Here is a 17,521-nt window from a genome sequence, read left to right as displayed (position 1 = left end):
CGATCACCGTTCACGCGGGGCGACGCAATCGCCGTGCCAGTCCTGTGGCCGCCCGTCCTGCCGCCCCCGGCTTCAGACCGCGCGCTCCCGCTCGGGCCGGTGGCCGAAGGCGGCCTTGCCGGTGAGCATCAGCACGAACATGATGCCGAGCCCGAGGACCACGACGAGGTTGACCGCGGTGGCCAGCGCATAGAGCTCCGGCTTGACGCCGTAGCGCAGCGCGCCCCAGGCGACCGAGGGCAGGGTCGGCGTCGCGCCGAGCAGGTAGAACGAAATCTCCAGATTGTTGAAGGCCATGATGAAGGTGACGATGAAGGCGCCGAGCAGGCCCGGCCAGATCAGCGGCAGCGTCACCTCGAAGAAGGTGCGCAGCGGCGAGGCGCCGAACACCATCGCCGCATCGTCGAGCCGCCAGTCATAGCGATAGAGCTGCGTCGCCATGATCAGCAGCGCATAGCTGAAGCAGTGCACCGCATTGGCGAGGATCGCCGAGACGAGATTGCCCTGCAGTTCGAGGAACAGCCCGTTGAAGATCAGCGAGGCGATGCCGACCAGCACCTCGGCGACGAACAAGGGCGCGACGAACAAGGTGAGGAACAGCCCGGTGCGCCGGCCGGCATGGCGCATCAGCCCGAGCGTCGCCGCTGCCGCCAAGAGGGTCGAGAGCGCCCCGGCGCCGATGCCGAGCACCAGGCTGTTGAGGAAGGCGCCCTGGTACAGCGAGTTGCCGAACAGCCGGCCGAAAGTGTCGAGCGTCCAGCGCGGCGGATAGGGGAAGTTGGCATTTTTGGAGAAAGCGGCGAGGCCGATATGCAGGATCGGCAGATAGAGGAAGAGATAGGACAGCGCCAGCGTTGCCAGCAGGGCGTATCGGGTGGTGGCTTTCGCCAGTCTGCCGCGCATCAGCCCCTCCCGAAGCCGGTGAAGCCGGTGCGGCGCAGATTGACCCGCATGCCGATGGCGAGCACGGCGAGGATCGAGGTGAGGAACAGCACCACCCCCATCGCCGCGCCGAGCGCCCAGGTGCCGGATTCGCCGAATTGCTGCGCCATCGCCATGCCGTAGAGCGTGCCGTTCGGCCCGCCGAGGAAGCGCGGCGCCAGCGTCGCCGACAGGCAGGGGATGAAGCACAGCGCGAAGCCGATCAGCGTGCCGAACAGGTTGAGCGGCCAGGTCACCTCGAAGAAGGCGCGCAGCGGGCTGGCGCCGAAGATCTTGGCGGCGTCGATCAGCCGGGCGTCGAAATTGAGCAGCGACAGGTAGATCACCGTCACCACGATCGGCAGGTAGAGATAGACGAGGCCGATGGCGCTGGCGACGTTGGTGTACATGATGAAGCGCAGCGGCGCGGCGCCGAGCGCCATCAGCACGCCGTTGATCAGCCCGAGCGGCCCGAGCAGGCCCTGCAGCGCGATGACGCGCAGCACCTCGCCGGTGAGGAAGGGCACGGCAAAGGCGAGGGTGAACAAAAGCCGGTAGCGCCCGCCATACAGGATGATGGCGTAGCTCACCGGCCAGGCGACCGCCACCGAGACGACCGAAACCACGGTCGCCATCACCAGCGAGCGGATGAGGAAGGTGACATACGCCCCGCCGGTGGCGAGGGTGACATAGTTGCCGACGTTCCAGTCCTGGACGATGTGGTAGTTCTCGGTACGCCAGAAGCTCAGCACCACCATCGAGGCGAGCGGCACCACGAACAGCGCCAGCAGGAACAGCGTCGGCACGCCGAGCAGCAGCGGGCCGGCGGCGCGTGAGGCGAAGTTGCGCCGGGTCATGCCGCCTGCTCCCCCTTTTCGTCGAACACGTCGATGTCGCCCGGCGCGAAGCTGGCCAGCACCGGCTCGCCGGCGAGGAAGCTGCGCTCGGAGCGCGGGCGGCTGGCATTGAGCTCACGCTCGCCGAAGGCGAGGATGTAGTCGGCATAGGCGCCGCGCAGGATCACGTCCTTCACCGTGCAGGCGATGCGGTTGGGCCCGCTTGCCGCGCCGGTGCCGGCCGCGTCCAGCCGCAGTTTCTCGTTCTTGATGAAGGCGAGCGCAGGGCTGCCGGGGGTAAGGCCGGGGGCGGGCAGCGCGAGGCGGGCGCCGCAGCGTGTGGCGAGGCGGTTCCCGCCGGCATCCGCCGTGCCCTCGAAGCGATTGGAGCGGCCGACGAACTGGGCGATGAAGGCGGTTTTCGGCCGGTCGTAGATCTCGGTGCGGGCCGCGAAATCCTCGATGCGGCCCCGGCGCACCACCGCGATGCGGTCGCTCATCGAGAGCGCCTCTTCCTGATTGTGCGTGACATAGATGAAGGGGATGCCGAGCGCGGTCTGGTGCCGGCGGATCTCCACCTCCATCTCCTGCCGCAATTCGCGGTCGAGATTGGCCAGCGGCTCGTCGAGGAGCAACGCCTTGGGCCGGCCGACCAGGCCGCGGCCGAGCGCGACGCGCTGCTGCTGGCCACCGGAGAGCTGGTTGGGGTAGCGCTTTTCCAGGCCGCCCAGCGACAGGATGCCGACCACCCATCGCACCCGCTCCTCGATCTCCGCCGCCGGCAGCTTGAGCATGCGCAGCGGGAAGGCGAGGTTTTCCCACACCGTGCGGTGGGGGAAGAGCAGGAATTCCTGGAACACCATGGCGACGCCGCGCTTGTGCGGCGGCAGCTCGGTGACGTCGACGCCGTCGATCAGCACGCGGCCCTGGCTGGGGCGTTCCAGCCCGGCGATGATGCGCAGAAGCGTGGTCTTGCCGGAACCGCTGGGACCGAGGAGCGAGACGAACTCGTTCCTGGCGATTCCCATCGTCACGCGGTCGATCGCCCAGACGCTGCCGTACTGGCGCGAGACCCCGTCGAGGGTAATGTACACTGTTGAAGGCTCCCGGATTCAGGTCGATGGATCGCCAGCGGCCGGTCGAACCGGCCGCCGGCCGGCTCAGGCGGCCTGCATCCGCGACCAGACCCGTTCCCATTTTTCGGTCGAGGAGGGCTGGTCGAACATGTACATGCTCGCGAGCTCGCCGGTGCGGTCCATAAGGTAGAGCTTCTGCTCCTCCGGCGTCGACAGGCTGCGGATGTCGATGGTGGTCGAGCAGCCGCTGGCCATAGCGATCTTCTTCATCGTCTCCTTGGATGTCATGGTGTCGATGAAGCTCTGGCAGACATCGAACTTCGCCCCGTCCGCCACACCCGACGACACCAGCCAGGTGTCGACCCAGCCGAGGCCGCCTTCCTTCGGCACCAGCGTGTGAGCGAAGGTGGTGTCGATCTCGCCCTTGGCCTGCTTGTTCAGCAGCTGGCGATAGACCTGCGCGAATTCCGGCGCCGCCACCACCGCGCCGCTCTCCAGCAGCTGCGCCAGCGTCGCATTGTCCTGGTAGCGGGTGAGCAGCAGCTTCTTCTGCTCGATCAGCAGCTTCTCGACGCCGTCGAGCTCCTCGTCGGTCAGCACGTAGGGATTGAACGATTTGCCGTCCGGGCGCGGCTTGTCCTTGGTGCCCATGCGGGTGGCCACCAGGATGCCGGTGAGGGCGATGTTCTCCTCGAAGCGGGCGCTGGTGGATAGCTTGCCACCAAAGGCCGGGTCGAACAGGCACTCGATGCTGGCCGCCTTCTCCGCCGGCATCTGCGCGGTGTTGTAGGTGATGCCGTAGCTGCCCCAGCAGAAGGGCACGCCGAACTGCACTCCGGTCGCGTCGTCGGTGAGCAGCTTGTACTGGTCCGGCTTGAACACCGGGAACAGCTCCTGCGTGCTGGGGATCTTGGCGTAGTCGACGGTGCGGATCAGCTTCTCGCGGAAATACAGGCTCGGCCAGAAACCGTCGGCCTGCACCAGGTCGAAATCCTTGGTGCCGCCGACGCGCAGCTTGTTGTAGGCCTCGGAATTGCCGTCGAAGAAGGTCGGGGCGAACGTGACCTTGTGCTTCTCCTCGAAGGCGGCGATCACCTCCGGCAGCAGATAGCCTTCCCACATCAGCGCCCGCAGCGACGATGCGGCGGCGGAAGCCGGGCGGATATAGGGCGCGGCGACTGCCATGGCGGTGCCGGCGGCCAGCGTCTTGAGCATCTGGCGGCGGTTGACGCCGCCGCCCGGCCCGCGGGGGGCCTGCGTCGCGGAAAGCCGGTTGCCGGCCGGATTGAATCCGTGCGGTTTCATCTACCTGTCCCCTTTGTCGTTGTGACGTTGGCCATCGGCCGGAACCGCCCGTCCTGTCGTCTGTCCCCCGAGACGGCCCCGGGCTGCATCGGCCCGGGGTCCGGCATGCCGTTCGTCGCCGCGCTCAGGCGGCGACGCTGAACGGGTTGTCGGCGTCGGCATAGTTGACCGGCGTCATGTGCCAGCCTTCCTTGTGCTTGCGCCAATAGGTGTCCTTGATCTTCGCGCTGATCGGGCCGGGCCGGTCATTGCCGTAGATGCGGTCATTGACGCGGGCGCAGGGCATCACGCCGCCGGCGGTGGTGGTGGTGAACACCTCGTCCGCCTCCATCAAGTCCTCGAAGGTGATCGGGCCGACGATCGGTTCCAGCCCGAGTTCGGGGCACAGATCGAGTACGGCGAGGCGGGTGATGCCGCGCAGAGCGCCGCGATCTGGCGTGATCACCTTGTCGTCCTTGACGATGAAGACGTTAAAGCCGGCGCCTTCGGTGAGGTAGCCGTCGCTGTCGAGCAGGATGGCGGTGTCGAAGCCCTTGTCCTTGGCCTCGAACATGCCGCGGGTGAAATCGCGCCACATGTAGTTCTTGAGCGTCGGGTCGAGCGAGTTCTGCGAGATGCGCGGCACCTGTGCCACCAGCAGATGCGCGCCGCGCGCCTGCACGTCCGGCTTGATCACGTCGACCCACGGCACCGCATAGGCGATGAAGGTGTTGTCGCAATCGGCCGGGTCGCGCGAGCCGTAGACGCGCGGCACGCCGCGGGTGGAGATCATGGCGACGAAGGCGTCCTTCAGGCCAGACAGCGCCACCACCTTGCCGAGGATGGCGCGCATCTCCTCGCGGGTGACGCCCGGATCGAGGCGGTAGCCTTCCAGCGAGCGGTGGAAGCGGTCGAGATGGTCCTCCAGCCGGAAGAAGCCGCCATCGGTGACGTGGACCACGTCATAGGTAACGTCGGAATGGGTGAAGCCCCAGTCGCCGACCGGGACCTTGGCCTCGGCAATCGGCACGTACTGGCCGTTTATATAGGCGGCGCCTTTCGAGAAGTCGGGGTTCGCCTCAGTCATCGCATGCACTCCAGGCAGTGATCGGTTGCTCCATTGCGACGCGAGGGTGGCCCAAAGGCGAAGGTGCCAAAAGTGCCGTTTGCCTGGAAAATGACAGTGCCAATTTGAAAGGCAGGCATGCGGCCACACAGCCGAAGCGGTGCTGCGGTGCAGGCGGGCGCTGATGGGTTGCTGGCGACCGGGGCGACCGGGTGTTTTTCGGCGCCGGATGAGGCGCCGCCACTCGCCGGGCGACGAATGGTCGGCCGCCGGCCGCAAGCCGGTGCTGCGCGCCAGCGCGCGACCGTGCCGGCCGGGTCGAGCCAGTCGCTGGCTCGCCCGGTTGCGGCTCAGTGCCCGCCGCTGAAGACCAGGGTCTGGATGGGCAGGATCAGCGCCTGGAGGCGCAGCAGCAGCGCGTGCACCAGCGCCACCGTGTCTACCATGTGTAGGTACAGCCATTGGACCGTGCCGACGCCTCCGGCGGCCAGGCGGTCATGATTGCTGGAATAGGCGTTGGCGATGCAGCTCGATCCTGGCGGCACGCCGTCGAGGCCGCCTTCATAGAGCGGCTCGAGGATAACGGTGATCGTGCCGGGCTGCACCGCCTGCTGGGCGTCGATCAGTTGCTCGCCGACGCGGACCTGGCCGGCGGCGATGAATTCCTGCACGCCGGTGACCACCATCGGAATGATCACCCATGGCTTCGAAATGCAGGTGGCTTCCGCCACCATGCCCGGCTTCATCACCTGCGCCTCGATCTGGCCGAAGCCGGCGATCAGCCGCTCGCGGCCGGCGTCGGCGGGAATGAGCAGGCCGGCGGAGCGGATCATCGGATTGACGAGATCGCCCACCCGCAGGGTGAACTGCTCGACGCGCCCGTCCACCCCGGCGCGGACCACCGTCTTGGCGAGCGTGGCCTCGGCTTGGGCGAGTTCAGCTTCGGCGCTCGCCTTCTGCGCCGGTAGCAGCGCGGTGAGGCGGGACTGCGCGGCCTCCTTGGCCGCCAGCGCCGCTGCGAGGCCGCCTTCGCGTCCGTCGACGACGTTCTGCAGCCGCTCGATCTCGCGCCGCGTCACCACGTCTGCATTGCGCGCGACCAGTTCCTGCTTGGTCGCGAGTTCGTCGCGCGCCTGCTGCAGCGATTCCGTGGCCTGGACGATCTGGCCTTCGGCGGCGGCGATGTCGGAGCCCGCCACCACCTTGGCGGCGTCGATCTCGTCGATGCGCCGGCGAGCGGTTTCGACCGCGGTTTCCTGCGCGCTGCTGTCGAGACGCAGGATCGGCTGGCCCTTGGTGACATCGTCGCTGACACCGACATAGACCTCCGCCACCCTGCCGATGGTTTCCGGCAGGATGGAGACGGTGCGGAAATAGGCCGTGACGTTGGTGGAGGAAGGGTGGTGGTAGAAGATGACGGTGATCAGCGACACCGTCAGCATCAGGCAGGTGGTGATGCCCCAGCGCAGCTCATACCAGACGGAATACAGCGTGATCTCGTGGCCGAACCGCTTGCCCTGGCCAAAGCGGCGGTAGAGATAGTCCGGCAGCACGGTAAGCATCGAACACAGCATCAGTTCGAGCATGTCAGGCTCCCGTCGTGGCGGTGGGGGCGGCCGAATGCGGCGGGGCCATCCGATCGGGCTCGGGCGGCGGCGGCAGGTCGGCGAGCTTCTCCGAGGCGCGAGCGATGCGGTTCAGTGGCGCCAGGAAATCCGGCAGGTCGATGAAGGCGAGCAGCAACGCCGCCACCCAGAACAGGTGCATATGGGTAAACAGTGCCAGCAGGCACAACACCGCCACGAGCTCGAATTGCATCTTCTGCCCCTTGTGCGCCAGGCGCTCGGGTAGCGAATGCAAGGTGAGGAAGACGATACCGGCCAGCAGCACCGCTGCGAGCAGCGTGACCGCGGCGATGATCATGAGCACGTCGGTACCGCCGGGTGCGGTGATGAAGAACGGAAGATGGTCGGGGGCGGACGAATGCGCATCGATCATGATCAGGCCCTTTCGCAGGGCCGCTGCCGGGCCCCTCTACCTGCCCGCGCCAGCCGGCCGCCGATCCTATCCGGTCCGGCAGCTTCCCGACATGGGCGTCCGCTCGCCGCGACGCGGCGTCCGGCTATTTCGGGCTCCAGCTCAGGAAGAAGCCGACATCGCCCGGCATGCCGTTCGGCCAGTCGACGATCATCGCCTTCAGCCCGTAGCCGGCGGGCTTCAGCCGGTCGCGCCAGAGTTCATAGGCCTGGCGCGGGCGCCCGGTGAGCGTATCGGGCCAGCCTTCCAGCGTGTTGTTGATGGCGCGGCCATGGTCGGAGCAGAGCAGGTTCGGGAAGCGCATCACCATGATCTCGGTGTCGCCGCGCTCGGCCGCGGCGCGCAGCTTCACCTTCAGGGAGCTGATGATTTCCTCGAGCTTCTGCGGCGTCAGCTCTATCGGCTCGGACAGCGTCTTGGCGAGTTGCTCGCGTGCCAGCGTAGCGCGGTCCATGGACTCCAGCGCCTCGCTGGCATGGGCCATAGCGATCTTGTCCATGTAGGTGCGCAGATCCGACGCCGACATGAAGGTTTCGTCGGCGAGCGTGGCGTGGTCGGTGGGGTTGGTCATGTTCTCCCTCCATGCGGATGCGTCGTTAAAGAGCCGGAAGCCGCTGGCGGGCTCTCTCGGCGCGCCGCGCCTCCGCAGCATCCGTGCCGTCTTGCCGTCTGCGTGTTGGCTATGCTTGCTGGCCGTTCGTCGCCGCAATTCTCGGGCGCGCGCGGAGTGTGGAAGGTTTTGACTGGCCGGATTGGATGAAATCTGTCGAAAAATAAATCGGCGACCGGTTCGGATGCGTTACCAGCCGTTACGAATGTGCGGCCCGGCGACCCGCAAGTGAGGCGATGCCGTTCAAGATACGAACGCCGTTCCTGGGCAAACTTCCCGTTTGGACGCATAGGAACACCGTTTCCGACGATACCCGATCCCATCCTGGGATCCCGGATCGCTGGTACAATCCTGCGTAAGTCTGCGCCATACTCGCAGCTGCCGCAAGGGCCTGTCGCGGGTATCCAGATGCATTGAGCCGCGCCGACACTCTGGCATGGCCGTTGCGTTTGACACCGATCAACCCAGCGGCCACTGTCATCGGGCATACTTGAAAGCAGGGCTACCATAGCGGGAATTTTTCCGGAGGGTGTCATGTCCAGTGCTCCGAACGTTTTTGCCGACGCTGGGGCCTATCTGGTCGATGCCGCCCAGCGGTGGACGCTGTTTTTCGACGCCATGCACCGCCGCGGGCTGCAATATGAGCAGCACATGGCCGAGCCGGCGCCGAACGTGCTGGACTACCAGGCCGAGCTCATCTGCGACGGACGCAGCCTGCCGCGGCCGGTCAACTATCTGCTGGCGCGGATCGTGCCGCCGGAAGGCGTCGCCACCGATGCGGCCAAACGTCCTTTCGTGATCGTCGATCCGCGCGCCGGGCATGGTCCGGGCATTGGCGGCTTCAAGGCCGACAGCGAGATCGGCGTGGCGATGGCCGCCGGTCATCCCTGCTATTTCGTCGGCTTCCTTCCCTCCCCGGTCCCTGGCCAGACTATCGAGGATATCGGTCGCGCCGAGGCGCGGTTCCTGGAAATCGTCGCCGCGCGCCACCCGCTGGCGGAGGGCCGGCCCTGCGTGATCGGCAACTGTCAGGCGGGCTGGGCGGTGGCGATGGTGGCGGCGGTACGGCCGGAACTGTTTGGGCCGCTCATTCTCGCCGGCGCGCCGCTGTCCTACTGGGCCGGCGTGAAGGGCGTGAACCCGATGCGCTATTCCGGCGGCCTGCTGGGCGGCAGCTGGCTCACCGCGCTGACCAGCGATCTCGGCGCCGGCATCTTCGACGGCGCCTGGCTGGTGCAGAACTTCGAGAACCAGAACCCGGCCAACACGCTGTGGACCAAGCAGTACAACCTGTATTCCAAGGTCGACACCGAGACGGAGCGCTATCTCGGCTTCGAGAAATGGTGGGGCGGCCACGTCACGCTGAACGGCGAGGAAATCCAGTTCATCGTCGACGAGCTGTTCGTCGGCAACAAGCTCGCCTGCGGCGAGATCCGCACCTCCGACGGCTTGCAGGTCGACCTGCGCAACATCCGGTCGCCGATCGTGGTGTTCTGCTCGCGCGGCGACAACATCACCCCGCCACAGCAGGCGCTGGACTGGATTCTCGACCTTTACGACAGCGTCGACGAGATCCGCTCCTACGGCCAGACCATCGTCTATGCGGTGCACGACACCGTCGGCCATCTCGGCATCTTTGTCTCCGGCAGCGTCGCCAAGAAGGAGCATGAGGAGTTCGCCTCCAATATCGACTTCATCGACGTGCTGCCGCCCGGTCTCTACGAGGCGACCTTCACGCCGAAGACCGGGACGGACAGCGACCCGGCGCTGATCACCGGCGAGTGGATCATGCGTTGCGAGGCGCGCGATCTCGACGACATCCGGGCGCTGGGCGGCAACGACCTCGCCGACGAGCGGAGCTTCGCCGCGGCGGCGCGGGTATCGGAGATCAACCTGTCGCTCTACCGGGCGCTGGTGCAGCCGGCGGTGCGGGCAATGGCCAATCCGGCCGCCGCCGAAGCGCTGCGCAAGCTGCATCCGCTGCGGCTGTCCTATGAAATGTTCGGCTCGCGCAACCCGATGCTGGCCTGGCTCGACACAGCGGCGGAAAAGGCGCGCGAGGACCGTCGGCCGGCGGCGGCAGACAATCCCTTCCTCAAGGCGCAGGAACAGGTTTCCCGCCAGATCGTCGAAAGCCTGGATGGCTGGCGCCAGGCGATGGAGCGCCAGGCCGAGCTGGTATTTCGCACCGTCTACGGTTCGCCGGTGCTGCAGGCGGCGGTCGGCGTCGATGCCACATCCGGCCAGCGCCCGCACAATGCGGCCAAGAGCCCGCTGCATGCCGAACTGCTGGCCAGGAAGATCGAGGAACTGCGCGCCGGCTTCGGCCGCGGCGGCCTGCTGGAAGCAGCAATACGGGGCCTGCTTTATGTCGGCAGCGCCCGTGGCGGCGCCGACGAGCGCAGCTTCCAGGCGATCAAGCGGCTGCGCCGCAGCGCCGAGAACGCCGGCAGGCTGACGCTCGGCACGTTCAAGGCGCTGGTGCGCGAGCAGTTCTTCATGCTGCTGATCGACCGTTCCGCCGCTGTGCAGGCACTGCCCGAGCTGCTGCGGACGCAGGACGGCGAGGCGAAGGCGGCAGCATTTGCGCTGATCGAGCAGATATTGGCGGCGAGCGGCGCGCTGCAAGGCGAGGCGGCCGAGCGTCTCGTCGAGGTGCGGCGGCTTTTCGGCGTCGATGCCGTGCCGGTACAAGATGAAACTGCGGATGAGGCGCCGGTCGAGGAAAGGCCGCGCGGAAAGCTGACCATCGCCGCGCGCCGCGGGGAGTGAGAGTGCATGGCGGATACGCGGACCCCGACCCTCGACCCGGCGGCACCTTCCAAATATGACCGGCTGATCGCCGCCGCCCGCGCCGAGACGGCGGCGACGACCGCGGTGGCGCATCCCTGCGACGAGACGTCGTTGCGCGGGGCGCTGGAGGCCGCCGAGGCCGGATTGATCGTACCGATCCTGGTCGGGCCGGAGGCGAGAATCCGCGCCGTCGCCCAGCAGCATGGGCTGGACCTCGCCGGCATCGAGATCGTCGACGCCCCGCACAGCCATGCGGCGGCGGCCAAGGCGGTCGAGCTGGTGCGCGAAGGCCGGGCCGAGCTGCTGATGAAGGGCAGCCTGCACACCGACGAACTGATGAGGGAAGTGGCCGCCTCGGCCACCGGGCTGCGCACCGAGCGGCGCATCAGCCATGTGTTCGTGATGGATGTGCCCGGCCATGCCGAGACGCTGTTCATCACCGATGCGGCGATCAACATCTTTCCCGACCTCGATGCCAAGCGCGACATCATCCAGAACGCCATCGACCTGTGGCGCGGGGTCGGGCTCGGCACGCCGAAGGTCGCCATCCTCTCGGCGGTGGAGACTGTGACCACCAAGATTCCCTCCACCATCGAGGCGGCGGCGCTGTGCAAGATGGCCGAGCGCGGGCAGATCACCGGCGGGCTGCTGGATGGCCCGCTGGCCTTCGACAATGCGGTGGACCCCGCGGCGGCGGCCATCAAGGGCATCGTCTCGCCGGTGGCCGGCCACGGCCAGATCCTGGTGGTGCCGGACCTCGAGGCCGGCAACATGCTGGCGAAGAACCTCACCTTCCTGTCGCATGCCGATGCGGCGGGCATCGTGCTCGGCGCGCGCGTGCCGATCATCCTCACCTCCCGCGCGGATTCGGTGCGCACGCGGCTGGCCTCCTGTGCCGTCGCCGCGCTCTATGCCGGCCGCCGCCGCCGCGCCGCGCCCGTCGTCGCCGAATAGCTTGCGGACTCTATCCCCCGTCCTCGCCTGCCATTGAAGGAAGCGCCGCGATGTCCATTCCCGCCGTGCAGGCGAAGCTGCTCGAAGGCAAGAAGGGCCTGATCGTCGGGATCGCCAATGACCGCTCGATCGCCTGGGGCTGCGCGCGGGCGTTCCGCGCCTTCGGCGCCGATCTGGCGATCACCTATCTCAACGACAAGGCCCGCGCCCATGTCGAGCCGCTGGCGACCGAGCTGGAGGCGCCGATCTTCCTGCCGTTGGACATGGCGGTGCCCGGCCAGGTCGAGGCGGCGTTCGAGAACATCGCGGCGACATGGGGCAAGCTCGATTTCGTCGTGCACTCCATCGCCTTCTCGCCGCGCGATACGCTGGCCGGCCGGGTGACCGACGCGCCGCGCGATGGCTTCCTGACCACGATGGAGATTTCCTGCTGGTCGTTCCTGCGCATGGCGCAGCTCGCCGAGCCGCTGATGAAGGACGGCGGCACGCTGTTCACCATGACCTATTACGGCTCGGAGCGGGTGGTGAAGAACTACAACATCATGGGCGTCGCCAAGGCGGCGCTGGAAAGCGCGGTGCGCTACATGGCCGCCGAGCTCGGGCCCAAGGGCATCAGGGTGCACGCGATCTCGCCCGGCCCGCTGGCGACCCGCGCGGCGTCGGGCATCCCGGAATTCGACGCGCTGCTGGCGAAGGCGAAGAGCAAGGCGCCGGCGCGCGAGCTGGTCTCGATCGACGATGTCGGCGCCGCCACCGCCTTTCTCGCCCATGATGCCGCCCGGCTGATCACCGGGCAGGTGCTGTATATCGACGGCGGCTACCACATCATCGATTAAGCGTCATCGATTGAGCGCCGCCCGGCGGCTCACGCGATCCAGTAGGCGACCGCCTTGCAGCGTGTGCCGGCGAAGGCCGGCAGCTTGCGCGCCTGGCGGCGGACGGCGCGTATCGCCGCCTGTTCACCGGCGGCCCAGAGATAGCCGGTGCCGTCCATGAGCGAGATGCGCGCGAACTGGCGGTCGAGCGCGCTTGCCGCCACGCCATTGCCGGTTCCGTGCACCCAGTTGATCGTCGCCCGCGGGTGCGTCGGCAGCGCCTGTTCATGCGCCCGATCCGCCACCTCGACAAAAACCTGGCTGGCGACATGGGCCGGCGTCTGCTCGAGCAGGCGCGACAGCGCCGGCAGGCCGGTGGCGTCCGCCATCAGCACCTGCCAGTTCATATCCTCCGGCGGTTCGTAGAGGCCGCGGGGATTGTTGACGACGATGCGGTCTCCGGGCTGTGCGGCGCAGGCCCATTCGCTCGCCATGCCGCCCTGGTGCACCACGAAGTCGATGTCGAGCTCGCGTGCCGCGGCGTCGAACCGGCGCACGGTATAGGTCGAGTACCGCACCCGCTCGCGCTCGGCGGGAAAGGTCCAGTGCCCCTCGTCGTCGATCTCCGGCAGCACCAGCTCGCCGGAAGCGGGATCGGGAAAGAACAGGCGGAGATACTCGTCGCCGACGCCGGTGGAGGGGAAGGCGTCGAGCTGCTCGCCGGTGAAGGTGAGGCGCACCATGCCGGGGGTCAGATAGCGTCTGCCGGCGACGCAGACCTCGTGGAATTTCCGATGGCTCATCGATCGATCCGGTGGTGGGCGGTATGGCATGCCCCGTCTCATTCGGCGATGAGCTAGGATCGAACGCAGAAATAGACAAGTCTATACTGCAACAAATTAATTATAATACTTCTAAACTGTGTTTGTTGAAGATGTTTGCTTTTATTGTTAAGCGTCGACTGGTGAGTTTTCTCAACGCGCGGGTTTCGGGCACATGTCGACGAGTCTCGACGACATCGAGGACCTCTATGCTTCCGAGCATCGGAGGCTCGAACGCGTGGCCGCCCGCAGGGTGGGCGCCGCGCATGCCGCCGATGTCGTGCAGGACGTGTTCATGGCGCTGTGGGCGCGCGGCGCGCAGGTCTGCTCGCGCAGCTACCTCACCGGCGCCACCCGCTATGCCGCCATCAGCCGCTACCGTGCCGAGCGCCGCCACGCCTTGCTGCTCGGCCGGATCACCGAAGAGCAATATGCCGCTCCCACCGCGACGCCGGACCGCATTGTCGGCGGACGCCAGGACCTTGCCCGGCTGAACGCGGCGATTTCCGCGCTGCCGGAGCGTACGCGGCAGGTATTCCTGTTGAATCGGGTGCACAACTGCACCTATGACGAGATCGCCGCCGCGCTCGGCACGTCCTACAGCACGGTCGAGCGGGAGATCGCCCGGGCGATTCTGGCCTGCCGTGCCAGCATCGACTGATGCGGACGGCCACTGGCCGTCGCCGGCGTAGAAGACACGCCCCGGAGCGCCACCGCCGATGATCAGCGACGAGGATGATGTGGTTGAAAAGCAGGCGGTCGCCTGGTTCACCCGCATGAATGGCCGCCCTTCCGATGAGGACCGGCAGCATTTCGGGCAATGGCTGGCGGCTTCCCCGGTGCATCAGCGGGCCTATGACAAGCTGCGCGCCATGTGGAGCGATCTCGATGCGCTGGCCGACATGCCGGCGGTGCGCGAGGATGCCGGGCTGGCCGGGCTGCGCGCCAAGATCGAGGATCGCCGCCGCCGGGTGCGCCGGGCCGCTTCCGGCGTGGCGCTCGGGCTCGCCGTCCTGCTCGCCGGCAGCTGGCTGTGGCTGGAGCGGCCGCACCTTCTGCAGGATTTCAGCGCCGATTATGTCGCCCCGCGCGGCGAGATGCGCAGCGTCTCGCTCTCCGACGGCTCGACGCTGCTGCTCGACGCCGACAGCGCCGTGGCGGTGGCGGTGGATGCCGGCGCGCGCCACGTCACCCTCCTGCGCGGCACGGTGTTCTTCACCGTGCGGCCGTCCGAGGTCCCGTTCGTCGTCACCGCCCGCAATGGCGCGGCGCGGGTGCTCGGCACCGCCTTCGAGGTTGGGCTGCGCGAGGACAGCGACGTCAGCGTCACCCTCGACAGCGGCAGCTTGCGGGTCGACCTGACCGACCGGGAGCAGCAGGTGGTGCTGCATCCGGGCGAGAGCGTCGACTACGGCACCGCCGGGCTCGGCGAGCCGCACCCGGTCGACCTCGAGGAGGCGGGGGCGTGGCGACAGGGCCGCTTCATCTTCACCAATGCCCGGCTTGGCGACGTGCTGGAGCGCATCGGCCGCTACCGCGACGGGCGGATCGTGATCCTGGGCTCGCAACTGGCCGAGACGCGGGTCAGCGGCAATATCGCGCTGCGCGACACCGACGCCGCGCTCGCCGCGGTGCGCGCCTCGGTCGGCTTCGGCCTGCACCGGATCGGCCGGCTGACCCTTATCGGTCCGTGACGGCGGCGCTGCCGGAAAAATTTCGCCTTCGGCTGAGGGTGCCGCGGTTCCCCGCGCGACATGTCAGTGAAAGCCAGCCGAGTCCGGGCAGAGCGGACTCCCCGGCAGACCGGCTTTCGATGACGCGGATGAAGGGGACGGGGAATGACGGCAGACAACAAGGCGGGCCGGCGAGCAGGGCTGATGGCGACCACTTTCCTGATGGTCGCCGCGGCCGGAATCACCGGAATCGAGCCGGCACGCGCGCAGGCGACGGTCCGGGCCGCCTATGTCTTCGACATTCCCGCCAAATCGATCCGCGCGGCGATGAACGACATCGTGCGCGTCACCGGCATCGACGTGGTGTTCCGCGAGACGCCGGCGGCCTCCCGCCTCGGCAATCCGGTGCGCGGCTCACTTACCGCCGGCCAGGCGGTGGCGATGCTGCTCGGCAATAGCGGCCTAGCCTACCGCTTCAGCAACCCGACGACGGTGGAGATATTCGACCCCACCGCCGCCGGTGCGCCGGGGAGTGCCGCCGACGGCGCCATCGCGCTCGATACCATTCAGGTCGAGGGCTCCGGCACGCTGCCGGCGCCCTATGCCGGCGGGCAGATCGCCACCGGCGGCACGGTCGGCGTGCTCGGCGTGCGCGACGTGATGGACACGCCGTTCACGGTGGCGAACTACACCTCGAAGCTGATCGACGACCAGAACGCCCAATCGATCGCCGATGTGGTGAAGAACGACCCGGCGATCCGCAATGTCGAGCCGACCAACACCGGCAACGCCAACTACTTCCTGATCCGCGGCATCCAGGTCGGCAATGGCGCGGTGGCGTTTGGCGGCCTGTTCGGGGTGGCGCCGAACAGCCAGTCGACGCTGGCCGGCATCGAGCGGGTGGAGGTGCTGAAGGGGCCGGGCGCCTTCCTCAACGGCCTGTCGCCGAGCGGCGTCGGCGGCGTCATCAACCTGGTGCCCAAGCGGGCCGGCGACGACCCGCTCACCGAACTGACCACCACCTACATCACCGACTCCCAGTTCGGCGCCCATCTCGATATCGGCCGCCGCTTCGGCGAGGACAAGGAATGGGGCGTGCGCGGCAACCTGCTCTATCGCGACGGCGACACGCCGGTCAGCGACCAGTCGCAGGAGCTTATGAACGCGACGCTGGGCATCGACTACAAGGGCGAGAAGCTGCGCCTCGCGCTCGACCTCGGCACGCAGATCCTCAACACCGACCGGATGAACAACACCGTCACCCCCGCCGTCGGCGCACAGATCCCGCGTCCGCCCTCGCCGGAGGATGGCTGGGTGTCGCCGTGGAACTACAGCGACTTCCGCGACAACTATGGGATGCTGTCGGCGGAATACGACATCACCGACAACATCATGGTTTATGCCAAGGCCGGCATCGACACCACGGACTGGGACCAGGCTGTCGAATCCGGCACCAACCTCCAGTACAATGGTGACTTCGTTGCCAAGGCCTATCGCTATCTGATCGACATCGAGCGCCAGTCGGGCGAAACTGGAGTGCGGGCGAGCTTCGACACCGGGCCGGTGGCGCATCAACTGGCGCTGTCGGCGAGCGCCTATTCTGCCGATCGCTGGTCGGCGCCCCAGCCGGCGGCCGGCACATTGCCGACCACCAACTCCAACATCTACCACCCGACCTTCTCGCAGGAGCCGGTCATCCCCACCATGGTGATGGGCCCGCAGAGCGAAACCTCATTCTCCAGCTACGCGATTTCCGACACGCTCTCCATGCTTGACGAGCGGCTGCAGGTGACGCTTGGCCTGCGCCAGCAATATGTCGACGTCGACAATTTCAACATCGCGACCGGCGCGCAGACCGGCAGCTATAGCAGCGACGCGCTGACCCCGATGGTGGCGGTGCTGGTGAAGCCGTGGGAGCGGGTGTCGCTCTATGCCAGCTATATCGAGGGCCTCACCGCCGGCCAGGTGGTGCCGGTTTCCTACGCCAATGGTGGCGAGGTGCTGCCGCCCTTCACCACCAAGCAGTACGAGGCCGGCATCAAGGTCGACTGGGGCACGCTGCTCACCACGCTGAGTGTCTTCCACACCACCCAGGCCTCCGGCATCGCTAACGCCGCCACCAACACCTTCACCTCCGACGGCGAGACGGTGTATCGCGGCATCGAGTTCGATGTCGCCGGCGAGATCGCGCCGTGGCTGCGCATATTGGGCGGCTTCGTGCTGCTCGACGCCGAGATGACCGAGACCGCCAACGGCGCCTTCAACGGCAATGACGCGGCCGGCGCGCCGCCGGTCACCGCGACGCTCGGCCTCGAATGGGATCCGAGCTTCATCGAGAACCTCACCCTGTTCGGCCGGATGAACGCGACGGGCTCCGCCTATGTCGATGCCGCCAACACTCAGAAGATCGGCAGTTGGACCACCTTCGACTTCGGCGCCCGCTACAAGATCGAGCGCGAGGGCCATACGCCGATCATCGTTCAGGCCAACCTGACCAACGCCTTCAACGAAGCCTATTGGACCACCTATCCCGGCTTCAACCTGCTCTATTCCGGCGAGGCGCGCACGCTGGCGATCTCGACCGTGTTCACGTTCTGAGGCGCCGCCGCGGATGAACGCCGGCATAACGAGGCGC

The 17,521-nt window shown here is 67.3% G+C and carries 15 protein-coding genes; 6 read left to right on the top strand and 9 right to left on the bottom strand.

From position 1 onward, the window contains the following. Window positions 1-72 precede the first annotated feature (72 nt). From KHC24_RS22125 to KHC24_RS22090, 8 genes are all read right to left on the bottom strand, one after another. A complete protein-coding gene (locus KHC24_RS22125; protein WP_213365883.1) occupies window positions 73-903 on the bottom strand; it encodes an ABC transporter permease in 831 nt (276 codons plus the stop codon). Next, entirely contained in the window at window positions 903-1,778 is an 876-nt protein-coding gene (locus KHC24_RS22120; RefSeq protein ID WP_213365880.1) for an ABC transporter permease, read from the bottom strand. Before KHC24_RS22120 ends, KHC24_RS22125 begins: the two co-directional genes overlap by 1 nt. After that, window positions 1,775-2,851 carry an ABC transporter ATP-binding protein gene (locus tag KHC24_RS22115; RefSeq protein WP_213365877.1) on the bottom strand — a complete coding sequence of 359 codons (1,077 nt, stop codon included), beginning with the start codon at window positions 2,849-2,851 and terminating at the stop codon, window positions 1,775-1,777. The genes KHC24_RS22120 and KHC24_RS22115 overlap by 4 nt, the downstream gene beginning before the upstream one ends. Window positions 2,852-2,917: 66 nt before the next feature. Further along, a complete protein-coding gene (locus KHC24_RS22110) occupies window positions 2,918-4,138 on the bottom strand; it encodes an ABC transporter substrate-binding protein (RefSeq protein ID WP_213365874.1) in 1,221 nt (406 codons plus the stop codon). A gap of 124 nt (window positions 4,139-4,262) precedes the next feature. Beyond that, entirely contained in the window at window positions 4,263-5,204 is a 942-nt protein-coding gene (locus KHC24_RS22105; RefSeq protein WP_213365871.1) for an aminotransferase class IV, read from the bottom strand. A gap of 329 nt (window positions 5,205-5,533) precedes the next feature. Continuing rightward, window positions 5,534-6,769: an HlyD family secretion protein gene (locus KHC24_RS22100; RefSeq protein ID WP_213365868.1), complete on the bottom strand. Its 1,236-nt coding sequence runs from the start codon at window positions 6,767-6,769 to the stop codon at window positions 5,534-5,536. A gap of 1 nt (window position 6,770) precedes the next feature. Then, complete coding sequence (locus KHC24_RS22095; RefSeq protein WP_213365865.1) at window positions 6,771-7,181, bottom strand: hypothetical protein; 411 nt, start codon at window positions 7,179-7,181, stop codon at window positions 6,771-6,773. 124 nt (window positions 7,182-7,305) lie between these two features. Continuing rightward, window positions 7,306-7,791 carry a hypothetical protein gene (locus tag KHC24_RS22090; protein ID WP_213365862.1) on the bottom strand — a complete coding sequence of 162 codons (486 nt, stop codon included), beginning with the start codon at window positions 7,789-7,791 and terminating at the stop codon, window positions 7,306-7,308. Between the two features lie 573 nt (window positions 7,792-8,364). On the opposite strand from KHC24_RS22090, the gene KHC24_RS22085 reads away from it, so the two are divergent. From KHC24_RS22085 to fabI, 3 genes are read left to right on the top strand one after another with little or no spacing between them, the layout of a single operon-like run. Next, the gene (locus KHC24_RS22085; protein ID WP_213365860.1) at window positions 8,365-10,602 is read left to right on the top strand and encodes a DUF3141 domain-containing protein; all 2,238 of its coding nucleotides are present in this window, start codon (window positions 8,365-8,367) and stop codon (window positions 10,600-10,602) included. Between the two features lie 6 nt (window positions 10,603-10,608). Continuing rightward, window positions 10,609-11,577, top strand: coding sequence for a phosphate acetyltransferase (locus KHC24_RS22080; protein ID WP_213365858.1), 969 nt, complete (start codon window positions 10,609-10,611; stop codon window positions 11,575-11,577). A gap of 50 nt (window positions 11,578-11,627) precedes the next feature. Next, window positions 11,628-12,413, top strand: coding sequence for an enoyl-ACP reductase FabI (gene fabI, locus KHC24_RS22075; RefSeq protein WP_213365855.1), 786 nt, complete (start codon window positions 11,628-11,630; stop codon window positions 12,411-12,413). A gap of 29 nt (window positions 12,414-12,442) precedes the next feature. On the opposite strand, the gene KHC24_RS22070 is transcribed toward fabI, so the two are convergent. After that, window positions 12,443-13,195: a siderophore-interacting protein gene (locus KHC24_RS22070; RefSeq protein WP_213365852.1), complete on the bottom strand. Its 753-nt coding sequence runs from the start codon at window positions 13,193-13,195 to the stop codon at window positions 12,443-12,445. Between the two features lie 193 nt (window positions 13,196-13,388). Between KHC24_RS22070 and KHC24_RS22065 the strand changes: the two genes are divergently transcribed. From KHC24_RS22065 to KHC24_RS22055, 3 genes are all read left to right on the top strand, one after another. Beyond that, window positions 13,389-13,874 (top strand): RNA polymerase sigma factor, encoded by a 486-nt coding sequence (locus KHC24_RS22065; RefSeq protein WP_213365850.1) that lies wholly within the window; start codon window positions 13,389-13,391, stop codon window positions 13,872-13,874. Between the two features lie 58 nt (window positions 13,875-13,932). Next, window positions 13,933-14,907, top strand: coding sequence for a FecR family protein (locus tag KHC24_RS22060; RefSeq protein WP_213365848.1), 975 nt, complete (start codon window positions 13,933-13,935; stop codon window positions 14,905-14,907). Window positions 14,908-15,090: 183 nt separating this feature from the next. Then, on the top strand, window positions 15,091-17,484 hold the full coding sequence (locus KHC24_RS22055) for a TonB-dependent receptor (protein WP_213365846.1): 2,394 nt from the start codon (window positions 15,091-15,093) through the stop codon (window positions 17,482-17,484). The last annotated feature ends 37 nt before the right edge of the window (window positions 17,485-17,521 follow it).

It is taken from the genome of Ancylobacter defluvii (assembly GCF_018390605.1).
Taxonomy (GTDB): Bacteria; Pseudomonadota; Alphaproteobacteria; order Rhizobiales; family Xanthobacteraceae; genus Ancylobacter; species Ancylobacter defluvii.
This window is presented reverse-complemented; position numbering and strand designations above follow the sequence as displayed.

Coding starts and splice junctions, on each gene's coding strand:
- KHC24_RS22090 (WP_213365862.1), bottom strand. CDS start 7,791: ATGACCAACCCCACCGACCACGCCACGCTCGCCGACGAAACCTTCATG.
- KHC24_RS22080 (WP_213365858.1), top strand. CDS start 10,609: ATGGCGGATACGCGGACCCCGACCCTCGACCCGGCGGCACCTTCCAAA.
- KHC24_RS22085 (WP_213365860.1), top strand. CDS start 8,365: ATGTCCAGTGCTCCGAACGTTTTTGCCGACGCTGGGGCCTATCTGGTC.
- KHC24_RS22070 (WP_213365852.1), bottom strand. CDS start 13,195: ATGAGCCATCGGAAATTCCACGAGGTCTGCGTCGCCGGCAGACGCTAT.
- KHC24_RS22055 (WP_213365846.1), top strand. CDS start 15,091: ATGGCGACCACTTTCCTGATGGTCGCCGCGGCCGGAATCACCGGAATC.
- fabI (WP_213365855.1), top strand. CDS start 11,628: ATGTCCATTCCCGCCGTGCAGGCGAAGCTGCTCGAAGGCAAGAAGGGC.
- KHC24_RS22100 (WP_213365868.1), bottom strand. CDS start 6,769: ATGCTCGAACTGATGCTGTGTTCGATGCTTACCGTGCTGCCGGACTAT.
- KHC24_RS22065 (WP_213365850.1), top strand. CDS start 13,389: ATGTCGACGAGTCTCGACGACATCGAGGACCTCTATGCTTCCGAGCAT.
- KHC24_RS22110 (WP_213365874.1), bottom strand. CDS start 4,138: ATGAAACCGCACGGATTCAATCCGGCCGGCAACCGGCTTTCCGCGACG.
- KHC24_RS22105 (WP_213365871.1), bottom strand. CDS start 5,204: ATGACTGAGGCGAACCCCGACTTCTCGAAAGGCGCCGCCTATATAAAC.
- KHC24_RS22095 (WP_213365865.1), bottom strand. CDS start 7,181: ATGATCGATGCGCATTCGTCCGCCCCCGACCATCTTCCGTTCTTCATC.
- KHC24_RS22120 (WP_213365880.1), bottom strand. CDS start 1,778: ATGACCCGGCGCAACTTCGCCTCACGCGCCGCCGGCCCGCTGCTGCTC.
- KHC24_RS22060 (WP_213365848.1), top strand. CDS start 13,933: ATGATCAGCGACGAGGATGATGTGGTTGAAAAGCAGGCGGTCGCCTGG.
- KHC24_RS22125 (WP_213365883.1), bottom strand. CDS start 903: ATGCGCGGCAGACTGGCGAAAGCCACCACCCGATACGCCCTGCTGGCA.